25 protein-coding genes and 2 pseudogenes are annotated in these 21,706 nt (G+C 64.8%); 11 read left to right on the top strand and 16 right to left on the bottom strand.

Annotation, left to right across the window (positions count from 1 at the left end; translation table 11 throughout):
- Positions 1-2 precede the first annotated feature (2 nt).
- Complete coding sequence (locus RM2_RS20465) at positions 3-2,498, top strand: beta-glucosidase family protein (RefSeq protein ID WP_218017253.1); 2,496 nt, start codon at positions 3-5, stop codon at positions 2,496-2,498.
- Positions 2,499-2,634: 136 nt separating this feature from the next.
- Here the strand turns inward: RM2_RS20465 and RM2_RS20460 are convergent.
- A pseudogene (locus RM2_RS20460) lies at positions 2,635-2,872 on the bottom strand (integrase core domain-containing protein); the annotation flags it as partial.
- 107 nt (positions 2,873-2,979) lie between these two features.
- Positions 2,980-3,426, bottom strand: coding sequence for an SRPBCC family protein (locus RM2_RS20455; protein WP_072691351.1), 447 nt, complete (start codon positions 3,424-3,426; stop codon positions 2,980-2,982).
- A gap of 518 nt (positions 3,427-3,944) precedes the next feature.
- On the opposite strand from RM2_RS20455, the gene RM2_RS20450 reads away from it, so the two are divergent.
- The 5 genes from RM2_RS20450 to RM2_RS20435 all read left to right on the top strand — a co-directional run bounded on the left by RM2_RS20450 (position 3,945) and on the right by RM2_RS20435 (position 7,124).
- Positions 3,945-4,394, top strand: a complete 450-nt coding sequence (locus RM2_RS20450) for a hypothetical protein (protein WP_072691350.1) — start codon at positions 3,945-3,947, stop codon at positions 4,392-4,394.
- A gap of 3 nt (positions 4,395-4,397) precedes the next feature.
- Positions 4,398-4,790, top strand: coding sequence for a VOC family protein (locus RM2_RS20445; RefSeq protein ID WP_072691349.1), 393 nt, complete (start codon positions 4,398-4,400; stop codon positions 4,788-4,790).
- Positions 4,791-4,863: 73 nt separating this feature from the next.
- Entirely contained in the window at positions 4,864-5,028 is a 165-nt protein-coding gene (locus RM2_RS24165) for a DUF3349 domain-containing protein (RefSeq protein WP_139277857.1), read from the top strand.
- Positions 5,025-6,173: an o-succinylbenzoate--CoA ligase gene (gene menE, locus RM2_RS20440; RefSeq protein ID WP_072691348.1), complete on the top strand. Its 1,149-nt coding sequence runs from the start codon at positions 5,025-5,027 to the stop codon at positions 6,171-6,173. The genes RM2_RS24165 and menE overlap by 4 nt, the downstream gene beginning before the upstream one ends.
- Positions 6,174-6,254: 81 nt before the next feature.
- The gene (locus RM2_RS20435) at positions 6,255-7,124 is read left to right on the top strand and encodes a 1,4-dihydroxy-2-naphthoate polyprenyltransferase (protein ID WP_072691347.1); all 870 of its coding nucleotides are present in this window, start codon (positions 6,255-6,257) and stop codon (positions 7,122-7,124) included.
- 5 nt (positions 7,125-7,129) lie between these two features.
- On the opposite strand, the gene RM2_RS20430 is transcribed toward RM2_RS20435, so the two are convergent.
- Positions 7,130-7,510 (bottom strand): phage holin family protein, encoded by a 381-nt coding sequence (locus RM2_RS20430; RefSeq protein ID WP_072691346.1) that lies wholly within the window; start codon positions 7,508-7,510, stop codon positions 7,130-7,132.
- A gap of 46 nt (positions 7,511-7,556) precedes the next feature.
- The gene (locus RM2_RS20425; RefSeq protein WP_072691345.1) at positions 7,557-8,309 is read right to left on the bottom strand and encodes a lysophospholipid acyltransferase family protein; all 753 of its coding nucleotides are present in this window, start codon (positions 8,307-8,309) and stop codon (positions 7,557-7,559) included.
- Between the two features lie 129 nt (positions 8,310-8,438).
- Between RM2_RS20425 and RM2_RS20420 the strand changes: the two genes are divergently transcribed.
- The gene (locus tag RM2_RS20420) at positions 8,439-8,984 is read left to right on the top strand and encodes a GNAT family N-acetyltransferase (protein WP_072691344.1); all 546 of its coding nucleotides are present in this window, start codon (positions 8,439-8,441) and stop codon (positions 8,982-8,984) included.
- On the opposite strand, the gene cds1 is transcribed toward RM2_RS20420, so the two are convergent.
- Positions 8,972-10,078 carry an L-cysteine desulfhydrase Cds1 gene (gene cds1 / locus RM2_RS20415; RefSeq protein WP_072691357.1) on the bottom strand — a complete coding sequence of 369 codons (1,107 nt, stop codon included), beginning with the start codon at positions 10,076-10,078 and terminating at the stop codon, positions 8,972-8,974. The two genes, RM2_RS20420 and cds1, sit on opposite strands and share 13 nt — an antisense overlap.
- Positions 10,078-10,410, bottom strand: coding sequence for a DUF4229 domain-containing protein (locus RM2_RS20410; RefSeq protein ID WP_245814068.1), 333 nt, complete (start codon positions 10,408-10,410; stop codon positions 10,078-10,080). The genes cds1 and RM2_RS20410 overlap by 1 nt, the downstream gene beginning before the upstream one ends.
- A 353-nt stretch (positions 10,411-10,763) precedes the next feature.
- Between RM2_RS20410 and RM2_RS20405 the strand changes: the two genes are divergently transcribed.
- Positions 10,764-11,015 carry a BldC family transcriptional regulator gene (locus RM2_RS20405; protein ID WP_072691343.1) on the top strand — a complete coding sequence of 84 codons (252 nt, stop codon included), beginning with the start codon at positions 10,764-10,766 and terminating at the stop codon, positions 11,013-11,015.
- 142 nt (positions 11,016-11,157) lie between these two features.
- Entirely contained in the window at positions 11,158-11,361 is a 204-nt protein-coding gene (locus RM2_RS20400; RefSeq protein WP_072691342.1) for a hypothetical protein, read from the top strand.
- A gap of 52 nt (positions 11,362-11,413) precedes the next feature.
- Here the strand turns inward: RM2_RS20400 and RM2_RS20395 are convergent, their stop codons facing one another.
- The 10 genes and pseudogenes from RM2_RS20395 to RM2_RS20350 form a co-directional block, all read right to left on the bottom strand.
- Positions 11,414-12,802, bottom strand: coding sequence for a MinD/ParA family ATP-binding protein (locus RM2_RS20395; RefSeq protein ID WP_072691341.1), 1,389 nt, complete (start codon positions 12,800-12,802; stop codon positions 11,414-11,416).
- Between the two features lie 90 nt (positions 12,803-12,892).
- The gene (gene ccsB / locus RM2_RS20390; RefSeq protein WP_072691340.1) at positions 12,893-13,879 is read right to left on the bottom strand and encodes a c-type cytochrome biogenesis protein CcsB; all 987 of its coding nucleotides are present in this window, start codon (positions 13,877-13,879) and stop codon (positions 12,893-12,895) included.
- Positions 13,876-15,540, bottom strand: coding sequence for a cytochrome c biogenesis protein ResB (resB, locus tag RM2_RS20385; protein ID WP_072691339.1), 1,665 nt, complete (start codon positions 15,538-15,540; stop codon positions 13,876-13,878). Before resB ends, ccsB begins: the two co-directional genes overlap by 4 nt.
- On the bottom strand, positions 15,537-16,367 hold the full coding sequence (locus tag RM2_RS20380) for a cytochrome c biogenesis CcdA family protein (RefSeq protein WP_072691338.1): 831 nt from the start codon (positions 16,365-16,367) through the stop codon (positions 15,537-15,539). Before RM2_RS20380 ends, resB begins: the two co-directional genes overlap by 4 nt.
- A complete protein-coding gene (locus tag RM2_RS20375; RefSeq protein ID WP_072691337.1) occupies positions 16,364-16,963 on the bottom strand; it encodes a TlpA disulfide reductase family protein in 600 nt (199 codons plus the stop codon). Before RM2_RS20375 ends, RM2_RS20380 begins: the two co-directional genes overlap by 4 nt.
- Positions 16,960-17,619, bottom strand: coding sequence for a histidine phosphatase family protein (locus RM2_RS20370; RefSeq protein ID WP_072691336.1), 660 nt, complete (start codon positions 17,617-17,619; stop codon positions 16,960-16,962). The genes RM2_RS20375 and RM2_RS20370 overlap by 4 nt, the downstream gene beginning before the upstream one ends.
- Before the next feature lie 76 nt (positions 17,620-17,695).
- Positions 17,696-19,021, bottom strand: a complete 1,326-nt coding sequence (gene hemL, locus RM2_RS20365) for a glutamate-1-semialdehyde 2,1-aminomutase (protein WP_072691335.1) — start codon at positions 19,019-19,021, stop codon at positions 17,696-17,698.
- 61 nt (positions 19,022-19,082) lie between these two features.
- Entirely contained in the window at positions 19,083-19,595 is a 513-nt protein-coding gene (locus RM2_RS20360; protein WP_072691334.1) for a VOC family protein, read from the bottom strand.
- The gene (locus RM2_RS20355; RefSeq protein ID WP_072691333.1) at positions 19,592-20,356 is read right to left on the bottom strand and encodes an SDR family NAD(P)-dependent oxidoreductase; all 765 of its coding nucleotides are present in this window, start codon (positions 20,354-20,356) and stop codon (positions 19,592-19,594) included. Before RM2_RS20355 ends, RM2_RS20360 begins: the two co-directional genes overlap by 4 nt.
- 33 nt (positions 20,357-20,389) lie before the next feature.
- Positions 20,390-20,929, bottom strand: a pseudogene (locus RM2_RS20350) (VOC family protein); the annotation flags it as partial.
- Between the two features lie 118 nt (positions 20,930-21,047).
- Between RM2_RS20350 and RM2_RS20345 the strand changes: the two are divergent.
- Positions 21,048-21,173 (top strand): RICIN domain-containing protein, encoded by a 126-nt coding sequence (locus RM2_RS20345; protein ID WP_084721911.1) that lies wholly within the window; start codon positions 21,048-21,050, stop codon positions 21,171-21,173.
- 136 nt (positions 21,174-21,309) lie between these two features.
- On the top strand, positions 21,310-21,706 hold a 397-nt coding region (locus RM2_RS24160; RefSeq protein ID WP_139277856.1), incomplete at its 3' end, for a hypothetical protein.

Raw genomic sequence — 21,706 nt, 5'->3', positions numbered from 1 at the left:
CCGTGAACAGTCGCAGCTCCCAACCCGTCGAAGTCGATTCAGGGACATCACAGCACACGGATCGTATCGAGTCGCTCGATCTTCGGACGAAGGTCCGGCTCCTCACAGGCGCGACGACATTCACCACCGCAGCAGAGGAATCGATCGGTCTCGGCGAGGTACGCCTGTCTGACGGGCCGACGGGCGTTCGGGGACTCGACTCCAGCGGGGTACGCCAGGTGACGCTGCTTCCGAACGCAACGGTGCTGGCCTCGAGCTGGGACACCACTCTGCTGTACGACACCGGCCAACTTCTCGCCGAAGAGGCACTAGCCCAACAGATTCACGTGGTTCTCGGGCCGACGATCAACCTCCACCGCTCCCCACTGGGAGGTCGTCTCTTCGAGGCGTATTCGGAGGACCCACTGCTGACCGGAAACCTCGCGACAGCTTATGTGCGCGGACTGCAGGACGCTGGTGTCGGCGCATGTCTCAAGCACCTGGTCGCCAACGAGTCTGAGACCGAACGCAACACGATGAACAGCATCGTCGACGAAGCCACGCTCCGCGAGTTGTACCTGACACCGTTCGAGATCGCGGTCGCCGATGCCGATCCCTGGTCGATCATGGATGCGTACAACAACATCAACGGGGTTGCTGCCACCGAGCAAGTGCACGTCAACACCGAAATCGTCAAGGAGGAATGGAACTACAGCGGTCTGATCATGTCCGACTGGCTCGCGACCCAGACGGCCGCGCCCGCCGCCAACGGGGGCCTTGATCTGGTCATGCCCGGACCCGATGGTCCGTGGGGCGAGGCTCTGGTTGCCGCAGTCGAGGCAGGCGAAGTTCCGATGTCGGTGATCGACGATCACGTCCATCGCCTCCTGGTGCTGGCCGCGCGGGTCGGTGCGCTCGGCGAGCAGCGACAGTACCCCACGGATCTACCCACGCCGACGTCACTCGTGCGCAAGGAGCAACTGATCCGACTCGCCGCCGCCGGAATGACGGTCTTGACCAATCGCGACGGTGCCCTCCCGCTGCAGCAAACCCAGTCGGTCGCCCTGATCGGCAGGCATGCCGTCGACACGGTGTGCATGGGAGGCGGTTCCGCGGAGGTCAACCCGCCCCACCAGGTCAGCATCGCCGAGGGCATGACCGCGCTGCCGGGCACATCGGTCTCCGTCGTCGACGGCGTTGCCATCCGCGCCCGGCCTGCTTCCGTACGGCGAGGTGTCCTGCTCGATCCGGACACCCGTGAGCCCGGAATTCACTTCGTATTGCGTTCCGCAGACGGGTCGGTAATCGAAGAACGGCGCTCCGCCTCGGCGGTCACGACCATCGGCTGGGACGACGACCTCGATGCCGACGTTGCCGCGATCGAGTTCCGGGCAGTGAGCACCCTGGATGGATCTGTCGATATCGGGGGAATGGGTGCCGGCGACTGGACAGTGCACGTCGGTGTGGACACGTTCGCGTATACCCTCGGTCAGCCACTGTCCGACGACGAAACCGAGCGGCCGGGTCCGTCGCTGCAGGAGGTCCTTGGTGGAGCGCTGCAGCAGCCACCGTTCCGGACCGACACCTCGGTGGTCAGTTCCGGCACCGAGATCCGCGGTGTCGTCCGACGGCCCATGAGTCCTGGCAGGTTTGCCGTGACAGTGGCTCCCGCGCAACGTGGCAGCGACGAGGCCATTGCCGAGGCAGTGTCGGCGGCCGCCGAAGCCGACGTCGCAGTGGTCGTGGTCGGCACAACCGACGAACGGGAAACCGAGGCCTTCGACAAGTCGACCCTGCACCTGCCGGGTGATCAGGATGCGATGGTCTCGGCCGTCGCCTCAGCGGCCCGGAGGACGGTTGTGGTTGTCAATGCGGCGACGCCGGTGATCATGCCCTGGCGTGACGAGGTGGACGCGATCCTGTGGGCCGGTTTGCCAGGCCAGGAAGCCGGCCACGCCGTCGCGGCGGCCCTGTACGGCTCCATCGAGCCATCGGGGCGTCTGGTCTCCACATTCCCCGCCGAGGACGGGCAGAGCCCCGCCTGGTCGGTGACGCCTGTTGACGGCGACCTGAACTACACGGAAGGGGTCTACATCGGGTATCGCGGCCATCATGCGCGCCACGCCCCGGAGCCAAATTTCTGGTTCGGTCACGGCCTGGGCTACTCGTCGTGGGAATACCGGGAAGCCCATGTGACCGACGACTCGAGTGTGCAAGTGAGCATCGCCAATGTCGGAGACCGAGAGAGCCGCGAGGTGGTCCAGCTCTACTTCGACCCAGTCGAACCAGACCAGCCGGTGCGACTGGTCGGCTGGCAGGGCGTGACGGTCCAGGCCGGATCCGCCGCCGACGTCGAGGTGTCGGCCGATCCGCGCATGCTTCGGCGATGGGACACGTCCTCGTCGCGGTGGGCGCCGCTGTCGGGCCGCGGCCAGTTCATCCTCGCTCGCGGTCTCGGCGATGTCCGAGCCCGGCTCGACGCCGTACCTGCCGAAGCCCGCGCTCAAAGAACCTCCTGAGCAGGGCTGATGTACACTGCCCGACGCTAGAACACCGGGGTCATCAGGATCACCGGCAATCTGCGCGTACATGACCAACGAGGCCGTCGAGGGCCACGACTCCTTCACGAGAAGCGCGGCCTCGACAGGGTCCCGATCTGTATGAGGCGATGACGTTGGTGACACCGGTTCGGAGTTTGCTCGCGGGTGGCCGGTTTCCGAAGGCAGTGTGTGGTCGCCTGGAAGCACTGCTTCTCGCTCGTCCACGTGTGGGCGTAGAGGAAGTCCTCGACCAGGATGCGGTTGTACCGCTCGACTTTGCCGTTGCGGCGTGGGGTGTACGGGCGGATCCGCTGGTGTCGTGCCCCGTGCAGAACTCGCGCGAAGTCTTTCGCCCCGATGCGGCACGGGCGGTCCAGGGTGGAACTAGGCAACCTTGCCGGGCTCTGCCCCTTCCCTCCGCCGACGCCGGGCGTGTTCGATCATTTCCGGCGTCGGGCGGTCAGCCGGCGGCGCCCTGTTCGCTCTCTTCTTGAAGGGCGTCGGCCAAACCCGTGATGCCCTTGCGTAACTGCTTGTCGGTGGACCCCTTCGCCAGACGACCCAGCAGGTTTGGCGTGTAGCTGTAGTGGAGCGTCAATTTCGTGCCGGTATCTTGCGCCGCGATGTTGAAATCGGCAACGCCGCCAGAGATCGGCAGTTTGGACGTCTCGTAGAGATTCACCGTCATGCGTTCGTTCGGGACGTATGTGTCGATTCGTTCGTCGACGCCGCCGAGGGGCGCGAAATCGCAGTGTCGGGTCGATCCCTCACTCACCGGCCCATCGGATGTCAGCGCGGAGTTCTTGACGCCGGGGTTCCATCGGGCGATGTTCCCGAAGTCGTTGAGTACGCCCCACACCACTTCCACGGGAGCCTGAATCTGACGATTGATCGTGAAGTCGGGCATTGCGCACTCCTACCTATTATTTTGGTGGGCGTTCATCCGTGTTCTTCGCTGACGGGAATTTCGGTTACCTGGATTTCGGTGGCGAACATGCATCTCGTCTATTGCCAGCGTATCCAAACCGGACAATTCACTCAATCCTCGCAAGCGACGATATGGCGCAGGGCCCCCGCCACAGTCGCGTTCGACGTGGGTATGTGACCGGAATAGCTCTTGCGGGTCATGACGTTGTAGACACCCCCAACCCGGAGGGGCTGACGAAGACGACGGGCCTCCCGGCGGCAAGATGAGAACCACCAAAGTCACCCATCCGCCGATCAGGATGTTCGGGGCGCCGTCATAGAGTCGCTGATGCTCTCGGAGGGTGTCGGAGCGAACGGTGACGATTCTCCACCCGGCGCGAAGTGCCCGATTCGTAGTCCGGGCACCATCATCGTCCGGGCACCCTCACCGTCCGGGCAGGTTCGTCGTCCTGGCAAGAGATGGGGCACGGGGTCCCCGATTCGGGCAGACTGACCCACATGAGCACCGACCGAGAGGTCCCCGCCCCGGAACATCGCCGCCCGCGAGGAGTGAGCGACGACACCGTCGCCGCGCTCGGCAAGGTCTCGGAAGCCCTCGAAACCGTCGAACGGGCCCGCGGGCACCTCTACTCGTTCCACCAGTTGATCGGTCACGCCGATCAGCAACTCGGTGAGGCCGCCGACGCTTTGCAGGAGGCGGGCCACGTGGAGTTGGCGGGCCGACTACGAACCGAACTGGTAGGTCGCAACGTCCTCTGCGGCCGGTGGACCTTCCAGGTCGTCGAGGAATTCGACGACCACTACTGGTCGCCTCTGCGCGAACACGAGCGGTCGGTGCGCACCGAATTGGTGGAGGGGCGGCGGCACCTGTTCGAAGCGAAGATGAAAGAAGAGCGACGCACACACGGCCGGACGGGACACGAGGCCCGCCCGAGTGAAGGAGAGTGACGGGTGGAGATCCTCAGCAGCAGGACGATTCTGCGGCCCCGCGACTATGCGACGACGCTGAGCTTCTATCGCGACATCCTCGGTCTCGCTACTGCCCGGGAGTACCCCGGGGGGATCGTATTCTTCGCAGGCCAGGGACTGATCGAAGTCGCGGCGCACGGCGGTACCGGCGCGTCGTCGTTCGACGGGGCACTGTGGCTGCAGGTTCGCGATCTCACCGCCGCCCAGACGGAACTGGTTCTGGCCGGCGTGAAGATCGAGCGCGGAGCTCGGCAGGAGCCGTGGGGACTGCACGAGATGTGGATCACGGACCCGGACGGAATCCCGATCGTGCTGGTGCAGATTCCTGAAGATCATCCGATTCGCCGCGACTCCCGTCCGACGAGTGAGAGCTGACCCGAACCAGCGTTGCGTGCGGGGTGGACGCCTGGATCTACCTTTCGGTGGGGCTGGCTGCGATCATAAATGCGTGCCCAAGTCTCCACTACTTCGCTCCGTGCCCGACTGGCTTCGCGCCGGGTATCCCGAGCAAATCCCTGTGAAAGACAGTCTCGCGTTGCCGCTCGACTCCGATGTCGACCGCGTACGCAGCAACCCACCCACGGGCGGCCGGCCACTCGGCGGGCCGCGATGACAAATCGTCTCACCACCCTCCCGGTGCCGTCCGGGCGCGACGTCGTCGGTCTCCTGCCGCGACTGTCCGCGATCCTCGACGGCACCGAACCGGCTGTGCTCCCGGTGCCCGCTGCCGACGAGCGCGAGATCCGACGCCTGACCGACGCGTTGCGTCCAGGTGACCCGATCGACGACGGGGTCGCGCTCGTGGTCTCGACTTCCGGCACGACGGGTGTGCCGAAGGGCGCCATGCTTACCGCGGCCGCGCTCCGCGCCAGCTGTGAGGCCACGCACGCAAGGCTGGGCGGACCCGGATCCTGGTTGCTAACTCTCCCGGCCCACCACATCGCGGGGATGCAGGTGCTGATGCGCAGTGTCCTCGCAGGATCCGAACCGGTGGTGATCGACGTGGGCGGCGGCTTTGATCCGGGCTTGGTCCCCGCAGCCGTTAACTCGATGAGCGGCCGGCGGCGATACACCTCGCTGGTTCCGACCCAGCTGATCAAGGCTCTCGACCACCCCGGCGCGGTGACGGCGCTCGCCTCCCTCGATGCCGTACTCCTCGGCGGGGCAGCCACCCCTGCCCCAGTACTGCGGCGGGCAGTCGAGTCCGGTATCCCCGTCGTCCGCACCTACGGGATGAGTGAGACGTGCGGCGGGTGCGTATACGACGGCACACCCCTCGCCGGCGCCCGGGTACGCATCGCCCGTGACGGCCGCGTACTTCTCAGCGGACCCATGCTCGCGTCCGGCTACCGCAGCCTCCCCGACCACCCCGCATTCGCCGAAACGGGATGGTTCCGCACCGACGACGCCGGAACGGTCACCGACGGGATCCTCGCCGTCTCCGGCAGACTGGACGAAGCCATCTCTACCGGCGGTCTCACCGTCGTCCCACAGGTGGTCGAGGCTGCTCTCGTCGCGCACCCCGCGGTGCGCGAGTGCGCCGTGATAGGCCTCCCCGACGAGCGATTGGGACGACGCGTCACGGCGATCGTCGTCGCCGAGCCAGCCACCGAGCCGACCCTCGACGATCTCCGCTCGTTCGTCGAAGGCACGCTCGACTCCACCGCTGCACCCCGCGAACTGCATCTCGTCGACGCCCTGCCCCTCCGCGGTCCGGGAAAGGTGGACCGGCGGGCTTTGGAGGCCAGGTTCGGCTGATCGAACCGGAGGCGTCGATGCGAACATCGACAAGTTCGGTGTGGATGAATGCCGCGTCCCACATGGTGCAAAGATCGGTGCATGGCAACGGCTGCTCAATGGATCGAAGGCGCTCGTCCGCGCACCCTCCCGAACGCGATCGCCCCGGTGCTCGTGGGCACCGGAGCGGCGGCATCGCTCGGCGGCGCGGTGTGGTGGAAGGCATCACTGGCGCTCGTGGTCTCCCTCGCGTTGATCGTGGGGGTCAATTTCGCCAACGACTACTCGGACGGAATCCGCGGCACCGACGACGACCGGGTCGGGCCGCTACGACTCGTCGGGTCGAAACTGGTCGAGCCCTCGACTGTGAAGATCGCGGCGATCGCCTGCTTCTCCGTCGCCGCCGTGGCTGGTCTGGTCCTCACTGTCACCACCGCCTGGTGGCTCGTTCTGATCGGCGCCCTGTGCATTACCGGCGCATGGTTCTACACGGGTGGAACGAAGCCATACGGCTACAGCGGCTTCGGCGAAGTCGCCGTGTTCGTATTCTTCGGTCTCGTCGCCGTGCTGGGCACCCAGTACGTGCAGGCCGAGACGGCGGACTGGGCCGGCCTGGTCTCCGCGATCGGAGTCGGGTCGTTCTCGAGCGCAGTTCTCGTGGCCAACAATCTGCGAGACATTCCCACCGACACCGAGTCAGGCAAGCACACACTCGCCGTCCGACTCGGCGACTCTCGCACGCGCATACTTCATCTCGCCGCCTTGACGGTCCCGTTCGTCGCCACCCTCGTGCTGGTCCCGCGCACACCGTGGGCGCTGATCGGACTGTTCGCTCTGCCCCTCGCGGTGCGAGCCAACTCCCCCGTCCGCTCTGGTGGACATGGTCTCACACTGATTCCGGCACTTCGGGATTCGGGGCTAGCGATGCTTATCTGGGGTGCAGCGACCGCTGCGGCCCTGTCAGTCGCCTGACCGGATCATTTGCGATCCGGCACGACGATGCCGAGCACGAAGTTGACGACCGAGATGATCAGACTTCCCCACAGGGCAGTCCAGAATCCATCGACGGTCAGTCCGTAGTCGGTCTGCGAACTCAGCCAGGCGGTAAGCATCAACATCAGCGCGTTGATCACCAGGGTGAACAGCCCGAGCGTCACGATCAGCAACGGCAACGACAACAGCTTGACCAGCGGTCTGACGAAGATGTTGACGACCGTGAACACCAGGGCAATACCGAGCAGGACCACGATGTCCCACCCGGTCCCGTTGCCCGAACTGGAAATGTCGATGCCGAATACCAATTCCTTCGCAAGCCAGATTGCGAAAGCGTTGATCACGAGACGCACCAAGAAGGTCATGGGTGCATGCTGACACACCGGCGAGACGAAACAAGAACCGGATCGATCAGTACGAGGCAACCGCTCCGTCCACGGCGCTTTGCAGGTCCTTCTGCACGGCGTGAGCGATGTCCATCGGCTTCGCGGGCAGGTCGGGAAAGGGCTGTCCGATGTACACACTCGCCGATTTCACGTTCTCGGTGTCGGGACCGTGGGCGTCGGGCCCGTAGCTGATTCCGATCGACAGCAGCACGGGCGAGACTCCACGACCTGCGGCGCGCTTCGCGATGTGACCGATGCCACTGTTGATCGACTGCAGCCTGGTCTGATCCTCCTCGTTGCAGGTTCCCTCGGGAAAGATCGCCAGGCTGTCGCCGCGACTCAACCGCTCGGCGGAGATGTCCATCATGAGTCGGCCCGCGTCGGCGACCGCTCGGAGGCCGTGATTCTTGCTGCGGAACACCGGGATACTGCCCATCATGTCGAGCTTTTTGCGCAGGTCCGGATCGACGAACAATTCGTCTTTCGCCAGCACTCGGGTGCGCCCGATCACCCGGCGCAGCGGCGACTTCCAAGCGGCGGCCGCGAGCGTGTACTGATCACTGTGGGTCACATGATTGACGGCGATGATCAGCACCGTGCCCGACTTCAGTAGTGCATCCAACCGCGCCTCGGCCCCCTCCGCATACCGGACCCGCGGCCGATACTTCGCGTATAACGACGCGTAGGCCAACTTCGCCATCAAGCGTTTCTGCTGATGGTCGCGGTAGAACTTGTACACCTCGTCGTAGTTCTCGAGAGATACCTCGGGCCTGCCCATGCCTCGTCCCCACTCGTCGTCGTAACGCCAGGCTACCAACCTACGGTTGCGTAGACTCCGGAGGCATCAAGCATCGGGTAAAGTGCAAGGAAACTGTGCGGACTGCAGGACTTCAGGTAAAAAAGAGCTGTGATCCGCTCGGCTGTTTCTACAGACCTGCCCGCACTTCAAGACATCGAAATCGCCGCGGGTGCGCCGTTTCGTGACATCGGAATGGACGCCGTCGCCGACGATCCCCCTTTCACTCTCGAAGAGTTGACCGAATATCTTCAAACCGAATGCCTCTGGGTGGCGGTCGATGCACACGACACCCCGGTCGCTTACGCCCTCGTCGCCCTCGTCGACGGCGGCGCACACATCGAGCAGGTGTCGGTTCATCCCTCCCACGCCCGCCAAAGACTCGGCGCGCTCCTCCTCGACGAAATCTCGGCCTGGGCAGCGGCGCGTGGACTCAGCGCCCTGACGCTCACTACGTTCGTCGGCGTGCCCTGGAACGCCCCCTATTACGAGCGGTTGGGATTTCGTCCACTAGAGGAAGGCGACATGACCCCCGGCCTGTCTCGTATCCGTGAGGCCGAGGCTCGGCACCGCCTCGCGGCGTGGCCGCGGGTCACGATGTCGCGCCCTGTCACGACGCCGATGGGAATTGCTGCACCCGCGCCTCAGCCCGGCTGACCCTCCCATCCCCCGGCCGCCGCGAACGTGTCCAGCACCGCAGTCGGCCCCGCGAGGTCAATCCCTTCACCGGCCACCCAGTTGTCGTCGAAATAGGTGTCGGCGTACCGCTCTCCGCCGTCGCAAAGGATCGTCACGACACTGCCGCTTCGGCCTGCGGCGCGCATCTCCGAGATGACGGTGAACGCACCCCACAGGTTCGTGCCTGTGGAACCGCCCACCCGGCGCCCGAGCACAGAACTAGCGTGCCGGGCCGTGGCGATGGACGCCGCGTCGGGCACCCGCATCATCCGGTCGATGACCTGCCCGACGAACGACGGCTCCACCCGGGGCCGCCCGATGCCCTCGATACGCGAAGGCATGCCCGTCGCGTAGTCGCACGAGTTGGTCTCGTAGCCGCCGAAGAACGCCGAGTTCTCCGGATCCACCACGAGCAGGCGCGTCGCGTGCCTGCGATACCGGATGTACCGACCGAGCGTGGCGCTCGTGCCACCGGTACCGGCACTCATCACGATCCACTCCGGCACAGGATGCTCTTCACAAGTCATCTGCTCATAGATCGACTCGGCGATATTGTTGTTGCCACGCCAGTCCGTGGCCCGTTCCGCGTGAGTGAACTGATCCATGAAGTGACCGTTCGTCTCCGCTGCGAGCCGGCGCGCCTCACTGTAGATGTCCGGCGGACGATCGATGAAGTGGCAGCGTCCGCCCTGAGCCTCGATGAGAGCGATCTTCGCGCCACTCGTACTGCGCGGCATGACTGCGACGAAGTCGAGACCCAGCATTTTCGCGAAGTACGCCTCACTTACGGCGGTCGACCCCGACGACGCCTCGATGACAGTGGTCCCCTCGGTGATCCATCCGTTGCAGATCGCATACAGGAAGAGTGAGCGCGCCAACCTGTGCTTGAGGCTGCCGGTGATGTGAGTCGATTCGTCTTTCAGATACAACTGCACACCCCATTCCGCCGGTAGCGGGTAGCGCAGAAGGTGGGTGTCCGCGCTGCGCTGCGCGTCAGCGTCTATGAGGCGGACCGCATTGTCCACCCAATCGCGAGGGAGACTCCGGTCGATGACGGCACCGTCGCCGCATATCACCGCGACGTGTCCTCGCCGCGAAGTCTGGCACGAAGGTCGGCTTGGTCGGCACGCCTCTGTGCGTCGAACGTAGCGATACCTTCATTGACCCTGCGGCGGAGTTTCGCGAACATCACGAGCGACAGCGGGAGCGCAATCAGAACGGCGAAAATTGCTGTCACGAGCAGCGGGATCTCCACGCCGACGAGTTCGGCGCCACCGATGATGATCGCGCCAATGACAACGACGAGGAGGAGTCGGGCGATCGAATACATCGCGACATCGCGGGCCAACTGCCCCTTCGTCACCCGTCCGCCCTGTGTCGTCGCGCCGTCCGCCTTCGCGGGCACTGTCGTCGCGCCGTCCGCCTTCGCGGGCACTGTCGTCGCGCCGTCCGCCTTCGCGGACACTGTCGTCGCGCCGTCCGCCTTCGCGGACACTGTCGTCGCGCCGTCCACTTTCGCGGGCACGGGGGGCTCGACCTGGTCTTCTGGCTTCTCGGAGGGATCACTCACGCCCCAAGTTTACCCATCGAGGCGACCGATCCCGACACGCCCGACTTATCCGGTTTGTCAATTGCCTCCCCTTTACCAAGATTTGATGGTTCGAACAACCAGGGGTTGTGATGCCACGATGTCCTTGGACCAGGTTGCTAGATGCGCCCGGCCACACACAGATCAGTCGAAAGCAGCGGAGACCGTCCATGAGCGCACCCCCCGACACCGGATCCGGCCTCAGGGCAACCACAGACACCCTCATGACTCCGGGTCAGGTGGCAGTCCTGTTCCATGTCGACCCCAAGACAGTGACCCGCTGGGCACACGCCGGCAGACTCGGATCGCTGCGTACTCCCGGCGGACACCGCCGCTTCCGTGAGGCCGAGGTAATGCAGTTGCTCCGTTCGCTGACGACCGAGGCGGGCCAAACCATGACGACGGCGGCGGGCCGTTCGTGACACAGCGGCGGGCCGCTCGGTGACACCGAACGGCGACTGCCGCGACACGGGCGTTCTCGGCCCCTGAGGGATGCCCTCTGCCCCCGACCCGGCTACGCTCAGAAGTAACCGACTATCCTCGGATGGTGTAAGGAGGTGCGCGGTGCTCTATCTGTTGGCACTCATCGGACTCGTGACCGTTGCGGTCCTGCTGTGGAAAGCATTCGGCCCGACGACGAACCCGATGCTCAGCAAGCGGGTCGTGGGGCCTGACGACGATCCGGAGTTCCTGTGGAAGGTGGATCGGGAAGCTCACCGGAGAAAGCCCGAAGAACCCGGTACTGGTTCGTCCGACCCGATCGGCTGATCGCACGAGGTGGTGCCGCCCTTACGGGGTCGGCACCTCTGCCCTCAATGCGTCAGTGATGATCCTGCAGCGGGAAGTTCGAGGCAGGGAAGTCTGACGCGACCGCAGCAGCCAGTTCGAGCAGGGCGCTGCGCGTTTTCGGATGCAGCCGTTCCAGTTCGATCTCGGCGCCCTCTTCGAGGTGGGGATCGAACGGAACCATGCGCACCAGACGGCACCGCTGTTCGAAGTGTTCGACTACCTTCGGCAGGTCCACCTTGCCCGAACGTGGGCGCACGGCGTTGACCACGGCCACCGATTTGGATACCAGATCCCGGTATCCGTGGGCGTCGAGCCAGTCGAGGGTCGCGGACGCGCTGCGTGCGCCGTCGACGGACCCCGAACTGACCACCACGAGAGCGTCTGCCTCTTCGAGAATCGTCTGCATGGCGGAGTGCATCAGACCGGTGCCGCAATCGGTCAGAACGATGCTGTAGAATTTCTCGAGCATCTTGACGGTCCGCGCGTAGTCGTCTCCGCTGAACGCTTCCGACACGGCCGGGTCACTGTCCGACGCGAGCACCTCGAGTCGGTGACGGCTCTGTGACGTGTAACTGCGGACGTCGCTGTATTTCTCGATGCTCTGCTCGTCGCGCAGCAGGTTACGCACCGTGGCGGGCGTCTCGAGAGGAATTTTCTGACTGAGCGTCCCGCGGTCGGGGTTGGCGTCCACGGCGATCACGCGGTCGCCGCGAACTGATGCGAACGTGGAACCGAGCGTCGCGGTCATGGTGGTCTTGCCCACGCCGCCCTTCAGGCTCAGCAGCGCGATCTTGTAGCAACCCTGAAGCGGTTGGTTGACCTGCTTGGTCAGTTCGATGCGGCGCTGTTCCTTGGCACTGTTTCCGACGTTGATGTGGCGGCCGGACATCTGGTAGAGCATCTTGCGCCACCCCGTGGTCGGGGCCGGTCTGACCTGCCGGAGGAGCAATGAGGTCGACAGGTCGCGCGCCGACACCGCGTACTGCTGTTCGTGAGCGGATCCTTGCAGCCCGGGGGTGCGCTGCTGCGGGGGCGGCGTGAACGAGGTCTGCTGCCGCGGTGCGTGCTGACCCTGCGGCTGCTGAGCGGGTACTTGTTGCTGAGGGCGGGAGGGGGCTCCCGCCCCGGCGGGCTGCTGCGGCGCCTGGGATTGGTCGATGAACACCGATTGCTGCGGTGCGGGCGCCTGCTGTCGCGGGGCGTGAGTGGGCGCTGGAGCCTGCGTCTGTGGCCGGGCCGGCACGGGCGCCGGAGCTTGGGCAAAGGGGTTTCGGCCCTGAGGCTGAACGTACGGTGCCTGCCGCGCAGCAGCGTGTGTGCTCGGACCGCCTGCGTTCTGCGTGGCCGCATCCTGCTCGCCCTCCGGCGGGTTCGATGCAGACCGCACCGGCTCCCACGCACCAGCATTGCTTTCGGACATCGCTGAACATCCCCTCGAGTCGCTATAGTCCCCACCAAGTCACACGGGTCGAGACGTCGCGGCGGAACGATACCAGTCGGTAGAGACCGGTCAGGTCAGGCCCGCGTAAGAGTGCAGTCCCGACACCACCATGTTGATGATGAACAGATTGAACAGCATGGCGACGAAGCCCGCCACGTTGATCCATGCTGCCTTCGTCTCGCGCCACCCGGACGTCGCGCGCGCGTGGAGGTAGGCAGCGTAGATCACCCAGGCGATGAACGACATCGTCTCCTTGGGATCCCAGCCCCAGAAGCGACCCCACGCGGCCTCTGCCCAGATGGCACCGAGGATGACGCCCGCCCCGAAGAGCGGGAACCCGATGATGGTGGTCTTATACGCCAATCTGTCCAGCGTCTGGGCGTCGGGCAACCGCTCCGCGACCCATGCGAAGATGCCCGTTCCCTCCTCACCGTAGGGGTAGCGCACGCGCAGCAGGAACAGCAGACTCGAGATGCCCGACACCAGGAACACACCGGAGCCAACACTCACGATGGTGACGTGGATGGGCAGCCAGTACGACCGCAGCGCCGGCACCACGGGTGCCGCGTCCGCGTACAGCAGCGTGGCGGACAGGAACATCAGGACCAGCACGGGGACAAGCAGAAACACCCACATCGACCGGTACCCGGGCTTCGACAGGAGTGCGAGACCGACGACGAGTGCAGCCGCGCAGGCCATGGTGACGAATTCATACATGTTGCCGAGCGGGAACCGGTTGGTGGACAGCCCGCGAAGCACGATCGACGCAATGATCAGGACTGTACCGACGACGAGTACGGCAGAACCCATGCCGCCGAAGCGCTCGGATATCGGCTTCTCCGGCTGCATCGCCACCCGGCCGGGAACGTCGGCACTGTCGACGGTGCCGACCGAGCGCGCTCCGACGCCGTCCGACACGAGTTCCCTCTCCTGTAGCGCCTGCGCGCGCGTGGACGCGTACTGCACGATGAGCAGAATGAGCGCCAACAGAAAAACGGCGAAAGCTGATCGGAAGGCCCAGTCGCTGTACTGCGCCAGTGTCTCGTTGGTCGTCATCGTTGGTTCTCCTGCGAATCAGGCTTTGGGTCGTCCGTGAGCAGACGAGTGCAGAGTCGGTCGAACTCGTCGCCCCAACCCGCCTGATCGGTCCGGGCGAGCCCACCAAGCTCTACTACGGTACGTCGTGAGTCGAGATCCGAATCATCCGCGGGGTAGATGCGTGCCCAGATGCGCCGACGCTTGACCAGTAACGAGACGAGCAGTCCCGCCATCATCGTCAGAGCCGACACCAGCACCCATTGCTGCGCCGGATCATGGGACACCTGCACGTTCACGAAGTCCACCGCGCCGTCGAACCGCACCTGGGTGCCGTCGGGCAGCGTCGAACTCTCACCCGGCTTCAGATTCACCCGATCCTGCTTGACCAGCCGTCCCTGATTGATCAGTTCCGTGTTGAGCGAGAAAATCGATTGCGGGTTGCCGGTGTCGAGTCCGGTGTCGCCCTTGTAGATGTCGATGGCGACGGCGGGGTCGGTAATCGCCGGGAAACTCGACGACAGCAGGCTCCCGTGGAACTGGGCTGTTGGGGCGAAGAGGCCTTCGATCGCGATCTGGTTCTTCCGTCGCTCGTCGGTATCCGGATACATGCCACCGGGGGGGTCGAACCGCATCGCACCACTGCTGAGGAACGTGGTCGGGTCGTCGGGTTGCCACTGCAGCGTCTCCGTCCTCGTCTGCCCGTTCGGGAACGTGACCGTGAACGTCGGCGCATACCCGTGGCCCTGCAGATAAACTCGATCGCCTTCGACACGGAGCGGGTGGTTGACCTGCAACTGGCTGTCGCGCCACGTGTTGGTGTCGAGGTCGCTGCCGGCCTGGTACGCGATGTTTGACGTGAACATCTCCGCCTGACCGTTGTCCAGGTAGTCGGCAGTGAAGTCCTTCACCCTGACACACAGTGGCGTCATACCGGTGCCGTCCTGTGTGTTGCCGGCCCTGAACGAGTCGAAAACCGCGGGAGACGTGGTACAGAAACCGGGCCCGTCGTTCGCGACCACGATGACGTTGCCCTCGTAACCCAACAGCTTTCCCGCGGCGATCGCGACCAGCAACCCCACAAGGGACACGTGGAAGACGAGGTTGCCGAGTTCACGCAGGTACCCCTTCTCTGCAGAAAGGGTGATCTCGCCCTCGCGCGGCGCGCGCCCCCCTCCCTCGCGGGTCTCGAGTCGCCACCCCTTCAGCTGAGTGCTCAGGCGGGCGACGAGTTCCTCGGGCGTCTCGTCGACCCGGTCCTCGCGGTGGTGCGGAAGCCGCGCAAGATTGCGCGGTGCAGGCACCGGGCGGGTCCGCAGCGCCTTCGCATGCTCGACGCACCGGGGCAGGATGCAGCCGACCAGGGAGATGAAGAGCAGGACGTAGACGGCGGTGAACCAGAAACTGCCGAAGACGTCGAACAGTTCGAGCTTGTCCATCCAGGAGCCGAGTGTGGGCCGGTTCGCGATGTAGTCGTTGACCTTGCCCTCGTTGAGACTGCGCTGCGGCAGCAGGGCGCCCGGGATTGCGGCGAGCGCCAGTAGGAACAGCAGCACGAGCGCCGTCCGCATGGACGTGAGCCCCCGCCAGGTGTTGCGGACCGCGGCCAAGACTCGGCCCGGCAGAGATTGACGGGGCACAGGGGCGGGTTCCGCTCTCGGGGGCGTCTCGATCTCACTCATATGGGCAGAATCACATCCGAGACGAAGGCATCGCGGACCCAGCTGACGAACAGATCCCAAACGCCGGTGACCAGGGCGATGCCGACTGCCACCAGCATGAATCCGCCGAAGACTTGAATGGCCCGCGCGTTACGGCGCAGCCATCCGACACCGTTCAATGCTCGCGCCGAACCGAACGCCAAGATCACGAACGGCAGCCCGAGCCCGAGGCAGTACGCGACGATCAGGATGACACCGCGAGCAGCGGTGGCACCCTCTGTGCCCGCAGATATGGAGATGACACCGGCCAATGTCGGACCGAGGCACGGAGTCCAGCCCAGCGCGAACACCCCGCCGAGCAGGGGCGCACCGGCCAGGCTGGAAATGCGCCGCGGCTCGAGTCGAGTGTCCCTCTGCAGAGCGGGCACCAATCCGATGAACACCAGACCCATCGCGATGGTGACGACACCACCGACCCGCATCAGAATGTCGCGGTTGATCGCGAGAGCCGAGATGGCGCCGAACACGGACACCGTGGCCAGCACGAACACGACGGTGAACCCCGCCACGAACAGGCCCGCGGCACCCGCGACCCGAAGTCGGCCGTCGGAGACCGTCTTGGTGCGGACGCTGGCCTCCTCCGCGGTGACGGCGGGGGCGTCGGCCCCGACCACACCGGCCAGGTAAGACAGGTATCCGGGTACGAGAGGAACAACGCACGGCGACGCGAACGATACGAGACCGGCGAGGATGCACGCGCCGAACGCGAGCACCAGTGGTCCGGACACGGCGGTGGACCCGAAGGCATCGCCGATGCCTGCGGCGAGGATGGCGGTACTGGTACTCATGATTCCTGCGCTACCCGTTCGACTACCGGCTTCAGGTCTTCGGCCAGCAGCTCCTTCAGGAACACGGCGGCGACGCGGTGTTCGCGGTCGAGCACCATCGTGGTGGGGACGACGCTCGTCGGGTAGTTCCGCCCGAGCGCAATCAACGTCCGCATGGCCGGGTCGTAAATCGACGGATACGACACGTTGTTGTCGATCACGAAGTCCTGCGCCTTGTCCTGCTGGTTGTCCCGCACGTTGATCCCGAGGAACGCAACGCCCTGGTCCTTGGTTTCCTCGTACACCTGCTCGAGGTGGCTGGCCTCACTCCGGCAGGGAGCGCACCACTGCCCCCACACGTTGACGACCACGACCTCACCTGTGAAGTCGTCGAGCGAGGCGGTCGTTCCCTCGTCCATCAGATCGGGTCCGGACAACGTGCCGATGGCGCCGCGGTCGGCTGGCGGATCGTAGAAGATCTCGGTCTTGCCGCCCGGAGACACGAAGTCGAACGTACCGCCCTGGGCCACTGCGTCGTCACCGGACGCGCACGCCGACAGCAACAGCGCAGCCGTACACACCACCGCGGCAACCCCCGCGAAGCGTCCTCGTTTCATGCCCCGGTCACCCTCGGATCCGACGCGCCCGCAGGCTCCGAGTACACGATGTCTATGAGGGTGTCGCCCTCATAGACGAGCGATGTCAGCGACGCGAGACCGCACTGACGGTGGCGCGGGTCGTGCCACAGTCGGTCCCCTTGCAAGAATCGACGGAGAGTCCAGACCGGCAACTGATGACTGACGACGACGACCTCATGCCCGACTGCGGAGACGCGCGCGCTGTTCACCGCCGCGAGCATGCGGTGTGCGATCTGCAGGTACGGTTCGCCCCACGACGGGGTGAACGGGTTACGCAATTTCCACCAGTGTCGCGGACGGGACAGTGCACCGTCACCGACCGCGACCTTGAGCCCCTCGAATTCGTTGCCTGCCTCGATGAGATTCTCGTCGGTCCCGATCTCGATGCCGTGGGCGGCGGCGATCGGGGCCGCTGTCTCCTGCGCCCTTTGCAACGGCGATGCGACCACATGAGTGATGTCGTGCTTGGCCAGGACCGACGCCACAGCGCGGGCCTGACTCTCGCCCGTCACCGACAGCTTGAACCCGGGAAGCCTGCCGTAGAGGATTCCGCGAGGGTTGTGCACCTCGCCGTGCCGGAGCACATGCACGATGGTGCGGGTCTTCGCGTGGTCGGGATGATCGGCATCGGTCACGTTGCGGTTCCTCGGGTCGGGGCTTGAATCAGATGATCTGTGGAGGCCGGCGGGGGCAGCCCGAGTTGTCGACACGTCAGGGCCGAGTGCTCGCGGCGGCGGCCTTCGCTGCATGCGGCAGGGCGTCGGCGATGATCGAGAAGGCTTCGTCGTCCATGGCCGCGGAGACGAACCACGCCTCGAAGACGCTCGGCGGCGGGTACACCCCACGGGAGAGCAGGCCGTGGAAGAACGCGGGGAAGCGCCACGTCTGGGCGGCCTTCGCCTCGGCGTAATTGGTGACCGGGTCTTCGCTGAAGAACACGCTGAGCATCGTTCCGGCGGTCTGCACGCGGTGCGGCACACCCTCCGCGGTCAGTGCGTCGGACAGCAAACCGCGCAGAGTCGCACTGTTGCGCTCGAGCGCGGTGTACACACTTTGGTCCGCGGCGCGCAGGCTGGCGAGCCCGGCGGCGACGGCGACTGGGTTTCCGGACAGGGTGCCCGCCTGGTAGACGGGCCCGGCCGGCGCGAGGTAGGCCATGATGTCGGCGCGGCCACCGAATGCGGCGGCGGGCAGTCCTCCGCTCATCACTTTGCCGAACGTGTAGAGATCACCGGCGACGCCGTCGAGTCCGTACCAACCTGCGGCACTGACGCGGAATCCCGTCATCACCTCGTCCATGATGAGCAGGGCGCCGTTGTCCCGCGTGACTGCTCGCAGGCCCTCGTTGAACCCTGGCCGAGGGGCCACCGCTCCCATGTTGCCCGCGGCGGCCTCGGTGATCACGCACGCGATCTTGCCGTCGTTCGCGGCGAATGCCTGCGCGACGGCGTCGAGATCGTTGTAGGGAACGACGATGGTGTCCTCGGCCTGGGCGCCCGTCACCCCCGGAGAGGTCGGAAGACCGAAGGTCGCGAGACCCGAACCGGCGTCAGCCAGCAGTGCGTCGACGTGGCCGTGGTAGCAACCGGAGAACTTGAGGACCTTGGTTCGGCCGGTGAAGCCGCGGGCCAGCCGGACCGCGCTCATGGTGGCCTCGGTGCCCGAATTGACCAGGCGCACCTTCTCCACCGGCGCGACGCGGGCGACGATCTCCTCGGCCAGTTCGATCTCCCCTTCGGTGGGGGCACCGAACGACAGACCGGTGGTGGCGGCCGCCTGCACAGCCTCGACGACAGCGGGGTGCGCGTGCCCGAGGATCATCGGCCCCCAGGAACAGATGAGGTCGACGTAGTTGTTGCCGTCGACATCGGTGAGCGTGTAGCCGGACGCCTCCCTGATGAATCGCGGGGTGCCGCCGACCGAGCGAAAGGCCCGCACCGGAGAATTGACGCCGCCGGGAATGACCAGATCCGCCCTTTCGAAGAGTTGAGCGGATCGGGAGGCATGCGCGTCGCAGTCACCGGGGGAATCAGTCACGACCCCTAGTGTCCCAGTTCTGTCGAATTTGCCAACGACAGGGTGTAGTTGGTGGCACGAATCACTTGTGGGCCGATTCCGGATTCAGCGAATCGAACATGGCCCGCATTTCGTCGGAGAGCTTCATCAGTTCCACGTAGCTGCCGAGAGGACCGCCGTCGAGATAGGCGAACTCCATCCCGACCCCCTCGACCCGGCCCTGCTGGACGATCGGCAGACCCCGGCGACCGGCCTCGGCGAGGGCGGACTCGAAGTCGTCGGGAATCCAGGCCACGTGGTGTACCCCAGGCCCGCTCTTCGCGAGCTGTTCGGTGTAAATGTTCCGCCCCGACACGGGCTGGATCAGCTCGAGTTGCTGCCCACCGGCATATCCCAGTGACACGTGGACCACATAATCGGCCGGCTTTCCGCGATACGTGCAATGGTCCGGACCGAAGTGCACATTCGGCAGCCGCAGCCATCGCTCGACGCCCAATTGCTGCGTGAAGTGCCGCTCCGCGGTGTCTATGTCGTCGACCACCCAGCAGATCTGGAAGATCGGGCCGCCGACGAGACTGCCACTGACGGGACTCATGCCATCTTCCCGTTGTCCACCGCGTACACAGCACCGTGGACGGCCGAGGCGTCGTCGGACGCGAGGAACGCCACCATCTTCGCTACATCCCCCGGTTCCATCAGACCGCGCGGTGCCGCCGACTTCATGACCAGTTCGAAGTCGACGCCCTCCGGAAACGCAAAATTCGTGACCTGTGGGGTCATCATCCCGCCGGGGCAAATGGCGTTGATCCGCAGCGACGTACCGGTGAACTCGAGGGCCATCGCACGGGTGAGGCCGACCAGGCCGTGCTTGGCAGCGCAGTAGCCGGCAGAGTACGCCTGCCCCTCGAGTCCGGCGACGGACGCGACGTTGACGATGTTGCCTCCCCGGGCGAGCAGGTGAGGCAACGCTGCCCGTGCGAGATAGAACGGCCCGTTCAGATTCACGGCGAGGTCGCGCGCCCAATCCTCATCCGTGACGTCAGCGCTGTGCCGGAGAGTGTGCGCACCAGCAACGTTGACCAGCACGTCGAGACCACCGAGCGTCGAGACGCAGGAGTCCACGGCCGCGGTGCACGCCACCGACGAGGCGACATCCGCCGGCGCGTACCGTTTCGCTCCGTCCGAACCGGCGATCTCGATCATGGTTCGGCGCAAAGCATCCCCGTCACGCGCAACCCCGAAGACTTGCGCTCCTCGGTCCGTGAGCGCTTGCGCCACCGCCCGCCCGAGCCCCGAAGAGGCGCCGGTTACGAGGGCGACTTTGCCCGTGAACGATCCGACCACTGTGTCATCCATCAGTCGATGATGCACTGCGTGCCTATCGGAGGTTCACAGATTGCCGCGGGCCGCCTGCTCGCGTTCGATGGACTCGAACAGTTCCCGGAAGTTACCAGCCCCGAAGCCGAGCGAGCCGTGCCGTTCGATGAGTTCGAAGAAGATGGTCGGTCGATCACCGAGTGGCTTCGTGAAGATCTGCAGCAGGTAGCCGTCCTCGTCCCGATCGACGAGGATGCCGCGCTTCTGCAACTCCCCGACCGGCACCCGCACCTTCCCTATCCGGGCACGCAACTCCGGGTCCTCGTAGTACGCGGCAGGGGTGTCGAGAAACTCGACGCCCTCGGCCCGCAATGCGTCCACAGTCGCGAGGACGTCGCGAGTCGCGAGGGCCAAGTGCTGGCATCCCGGTTCACCATAGAATTCCAGGTACTCGTCGATCTGTGATTTTTTCTTCCCCACTGCCGGCTCGTTGAGCGGGAACTTCACGCGGTGATTGCCGTTCGCCACCACTTTCGACATCAGCGCGGAGTGCTCGGTGGCGATGTCGTCGCCGACGACATCGGCCATGTTGGTGAACCCCATGACGCGGTTGTTCGGACGATCATGCGAATATCACCGGAACTCGTGGTGGGGCACCAGGGGAGAAAACCAAATAGATGCGATGATTTCGGGAACATTTATAGGAAATCCGATCTAATCCGGCGGTGCCATTGTCAACCGAGGTAATGCCAACAAATTCCTGGATGTGACCGACAGCGAATCCGCCAACGGCGCACGGTTGCAGCTCTGGGATTGCACCGGCGGGTTCAACCAGCAATGGAACATCGCGGACTGAACCGGCTTTCACCCGGCGTGTCCTGCGGCGCAGCGGATGGAGATGAAGGGTAGCGAGCGCTGGGGTAGATCGAAGAGCCTGTAAACCGCAACCATCGAGACACTGGAACATCATTTCCAGCAGAGGAGATTGATTCATGAATTCATATAGACACTGGTCTACGATCGCCGCAACCATCGCCCTCAGCGCCGGAACGGTCCTTCTCCCAGGTGTCGCTCAAGCTGAGACCTCAACTCTCGGTAGCAACATCACAACCACTGACGTGAAATTCGCGGTCAGCTGTCATACGGCAATAGGCCAGTATGATCCATTCCGTACGAAGGGCTCCGGTGTTCATACGGGAACAAGTGATTGGGGCGTGAAGATTGCGGCACCGGAATCCGTTCCGGCAGGACAGGATTTTACGTACACCATCACTCCTGATAAGGCCATAATGAATTTTTTTGATCCGACAGACAAACTGCAGGATCCGTGGTGGATTCGCATGAAATATGACATAGCAATACCCCCGGAAGTCACGTTCGAAAAAGCAG

The organism is Rhodococcus marinonascens NBRC 14363 (assembly GCF_001894885.1).
GTDB lineage: Bacteria > Actinomycetota > Actinomycetes > Mycobacteriales > Mycobacteriaceae > Rhodococcus_F > Rhodococcus_F marinonascens.
The sequence above is the reverse complement of the archived record's forward strand: the minus strand, read 5'-3'. Positions and strand labels throughout refer to the sequence as shown.

Coding starts and splice junctions, on each gene's coding strand:
- RM2_RS20455 (WP_072691351.1), bottom strand. CDS start 3,426: ATGCCCGACTTCACGATCAATCGTCAGATTCAGGCTCCCGTGGAAGTG.
- RM2_RS20450 (WP_072691350.1), top strand. CDS start 3,945: ATGAGCACCGACCGAGAGGTCCCCGCCCCGGAACATCGCCGCCCGCGA.
- menE (WP_072691348.1), top strand. CDS start 5,025: ATGACAAATCGTCTCACCACCCTCCCGGTGCCGTCCGGGCGCGACGTC.
- RM2_RS20435 (WP_072691347.1), top strand. CDS start 6,255: ATGGCAACGGCTGCTCAATGGATCGAAGGCGCTCGTCCGCGCACCCTC.
- RM2_RS20430 (WP_072691346.1), bottom strand. CDS start 7,510: ATGACCTTCTTGGTGCGTCTCGTGATCAACGCTTTCGCAATCTGGCTT.
- RM2_RS20425 (WP_072691345.1), bottom strand. CDS start 8,309: ATGGGCAGGCCCGAGGTATCTCTCGAGAACTACGACGAGGTGTACAAG.
- RM2_RS20405 (WP_072691343.1), top strand. CDS start 10,764: ATGAGCGCACCCCCCGACACCGGATCCGGCCTCAGGGCAACCACAGAC.
- RM2_RS20395 (WP_072691341.1), bottom strand. CDS start 12,802: ATGTCCGAAAGCAATGCTGGTGCGTGGGAGCCGGTGCGGTCTGCATCG.
- ccsB (WP_072691340.1), bottom strand. CDS start 13,879: ATGACGACCAACGAGACACTGGCGCAGTACAGCGACTGGGCCTTCCGA.
- resB (WP_072691339.1), bottom strand. CDS start 15,540: ATGAGTGAGATCGAGACGCCCCCGAGAGCGGAACCCGCCCCTGTGCCC.
- RM2_RS20380 (WP_072691338.1), bottom strand. CDS start 16,367: ATGAGTACCAGTACCGCCATCCTCGCCGCAGGCATCGGCGATGCCTTC.
- RM2_RS20375 (WP_072691337.1), bottom strand. CDS start 16,963: ATGAAACGAGGACGCTTCGCGGGGGTTGCCGCGGTGGTGTGTACGGCT.
- RM2_RS20360 (WP_072691334.1), bottom strand. CDS start 19,595: ATGAGTCCCGTCAGTGGCAGTCTCGTCGGCGGCCCGATCTTCCAGATC.
- RM2_RS20355 (WP_072691333.1), bottom strand. CDS start 20,356: ATGGATGACACAGTGGTCGGATCGTTCACGGGCAAAGTCGCCCTCGTA.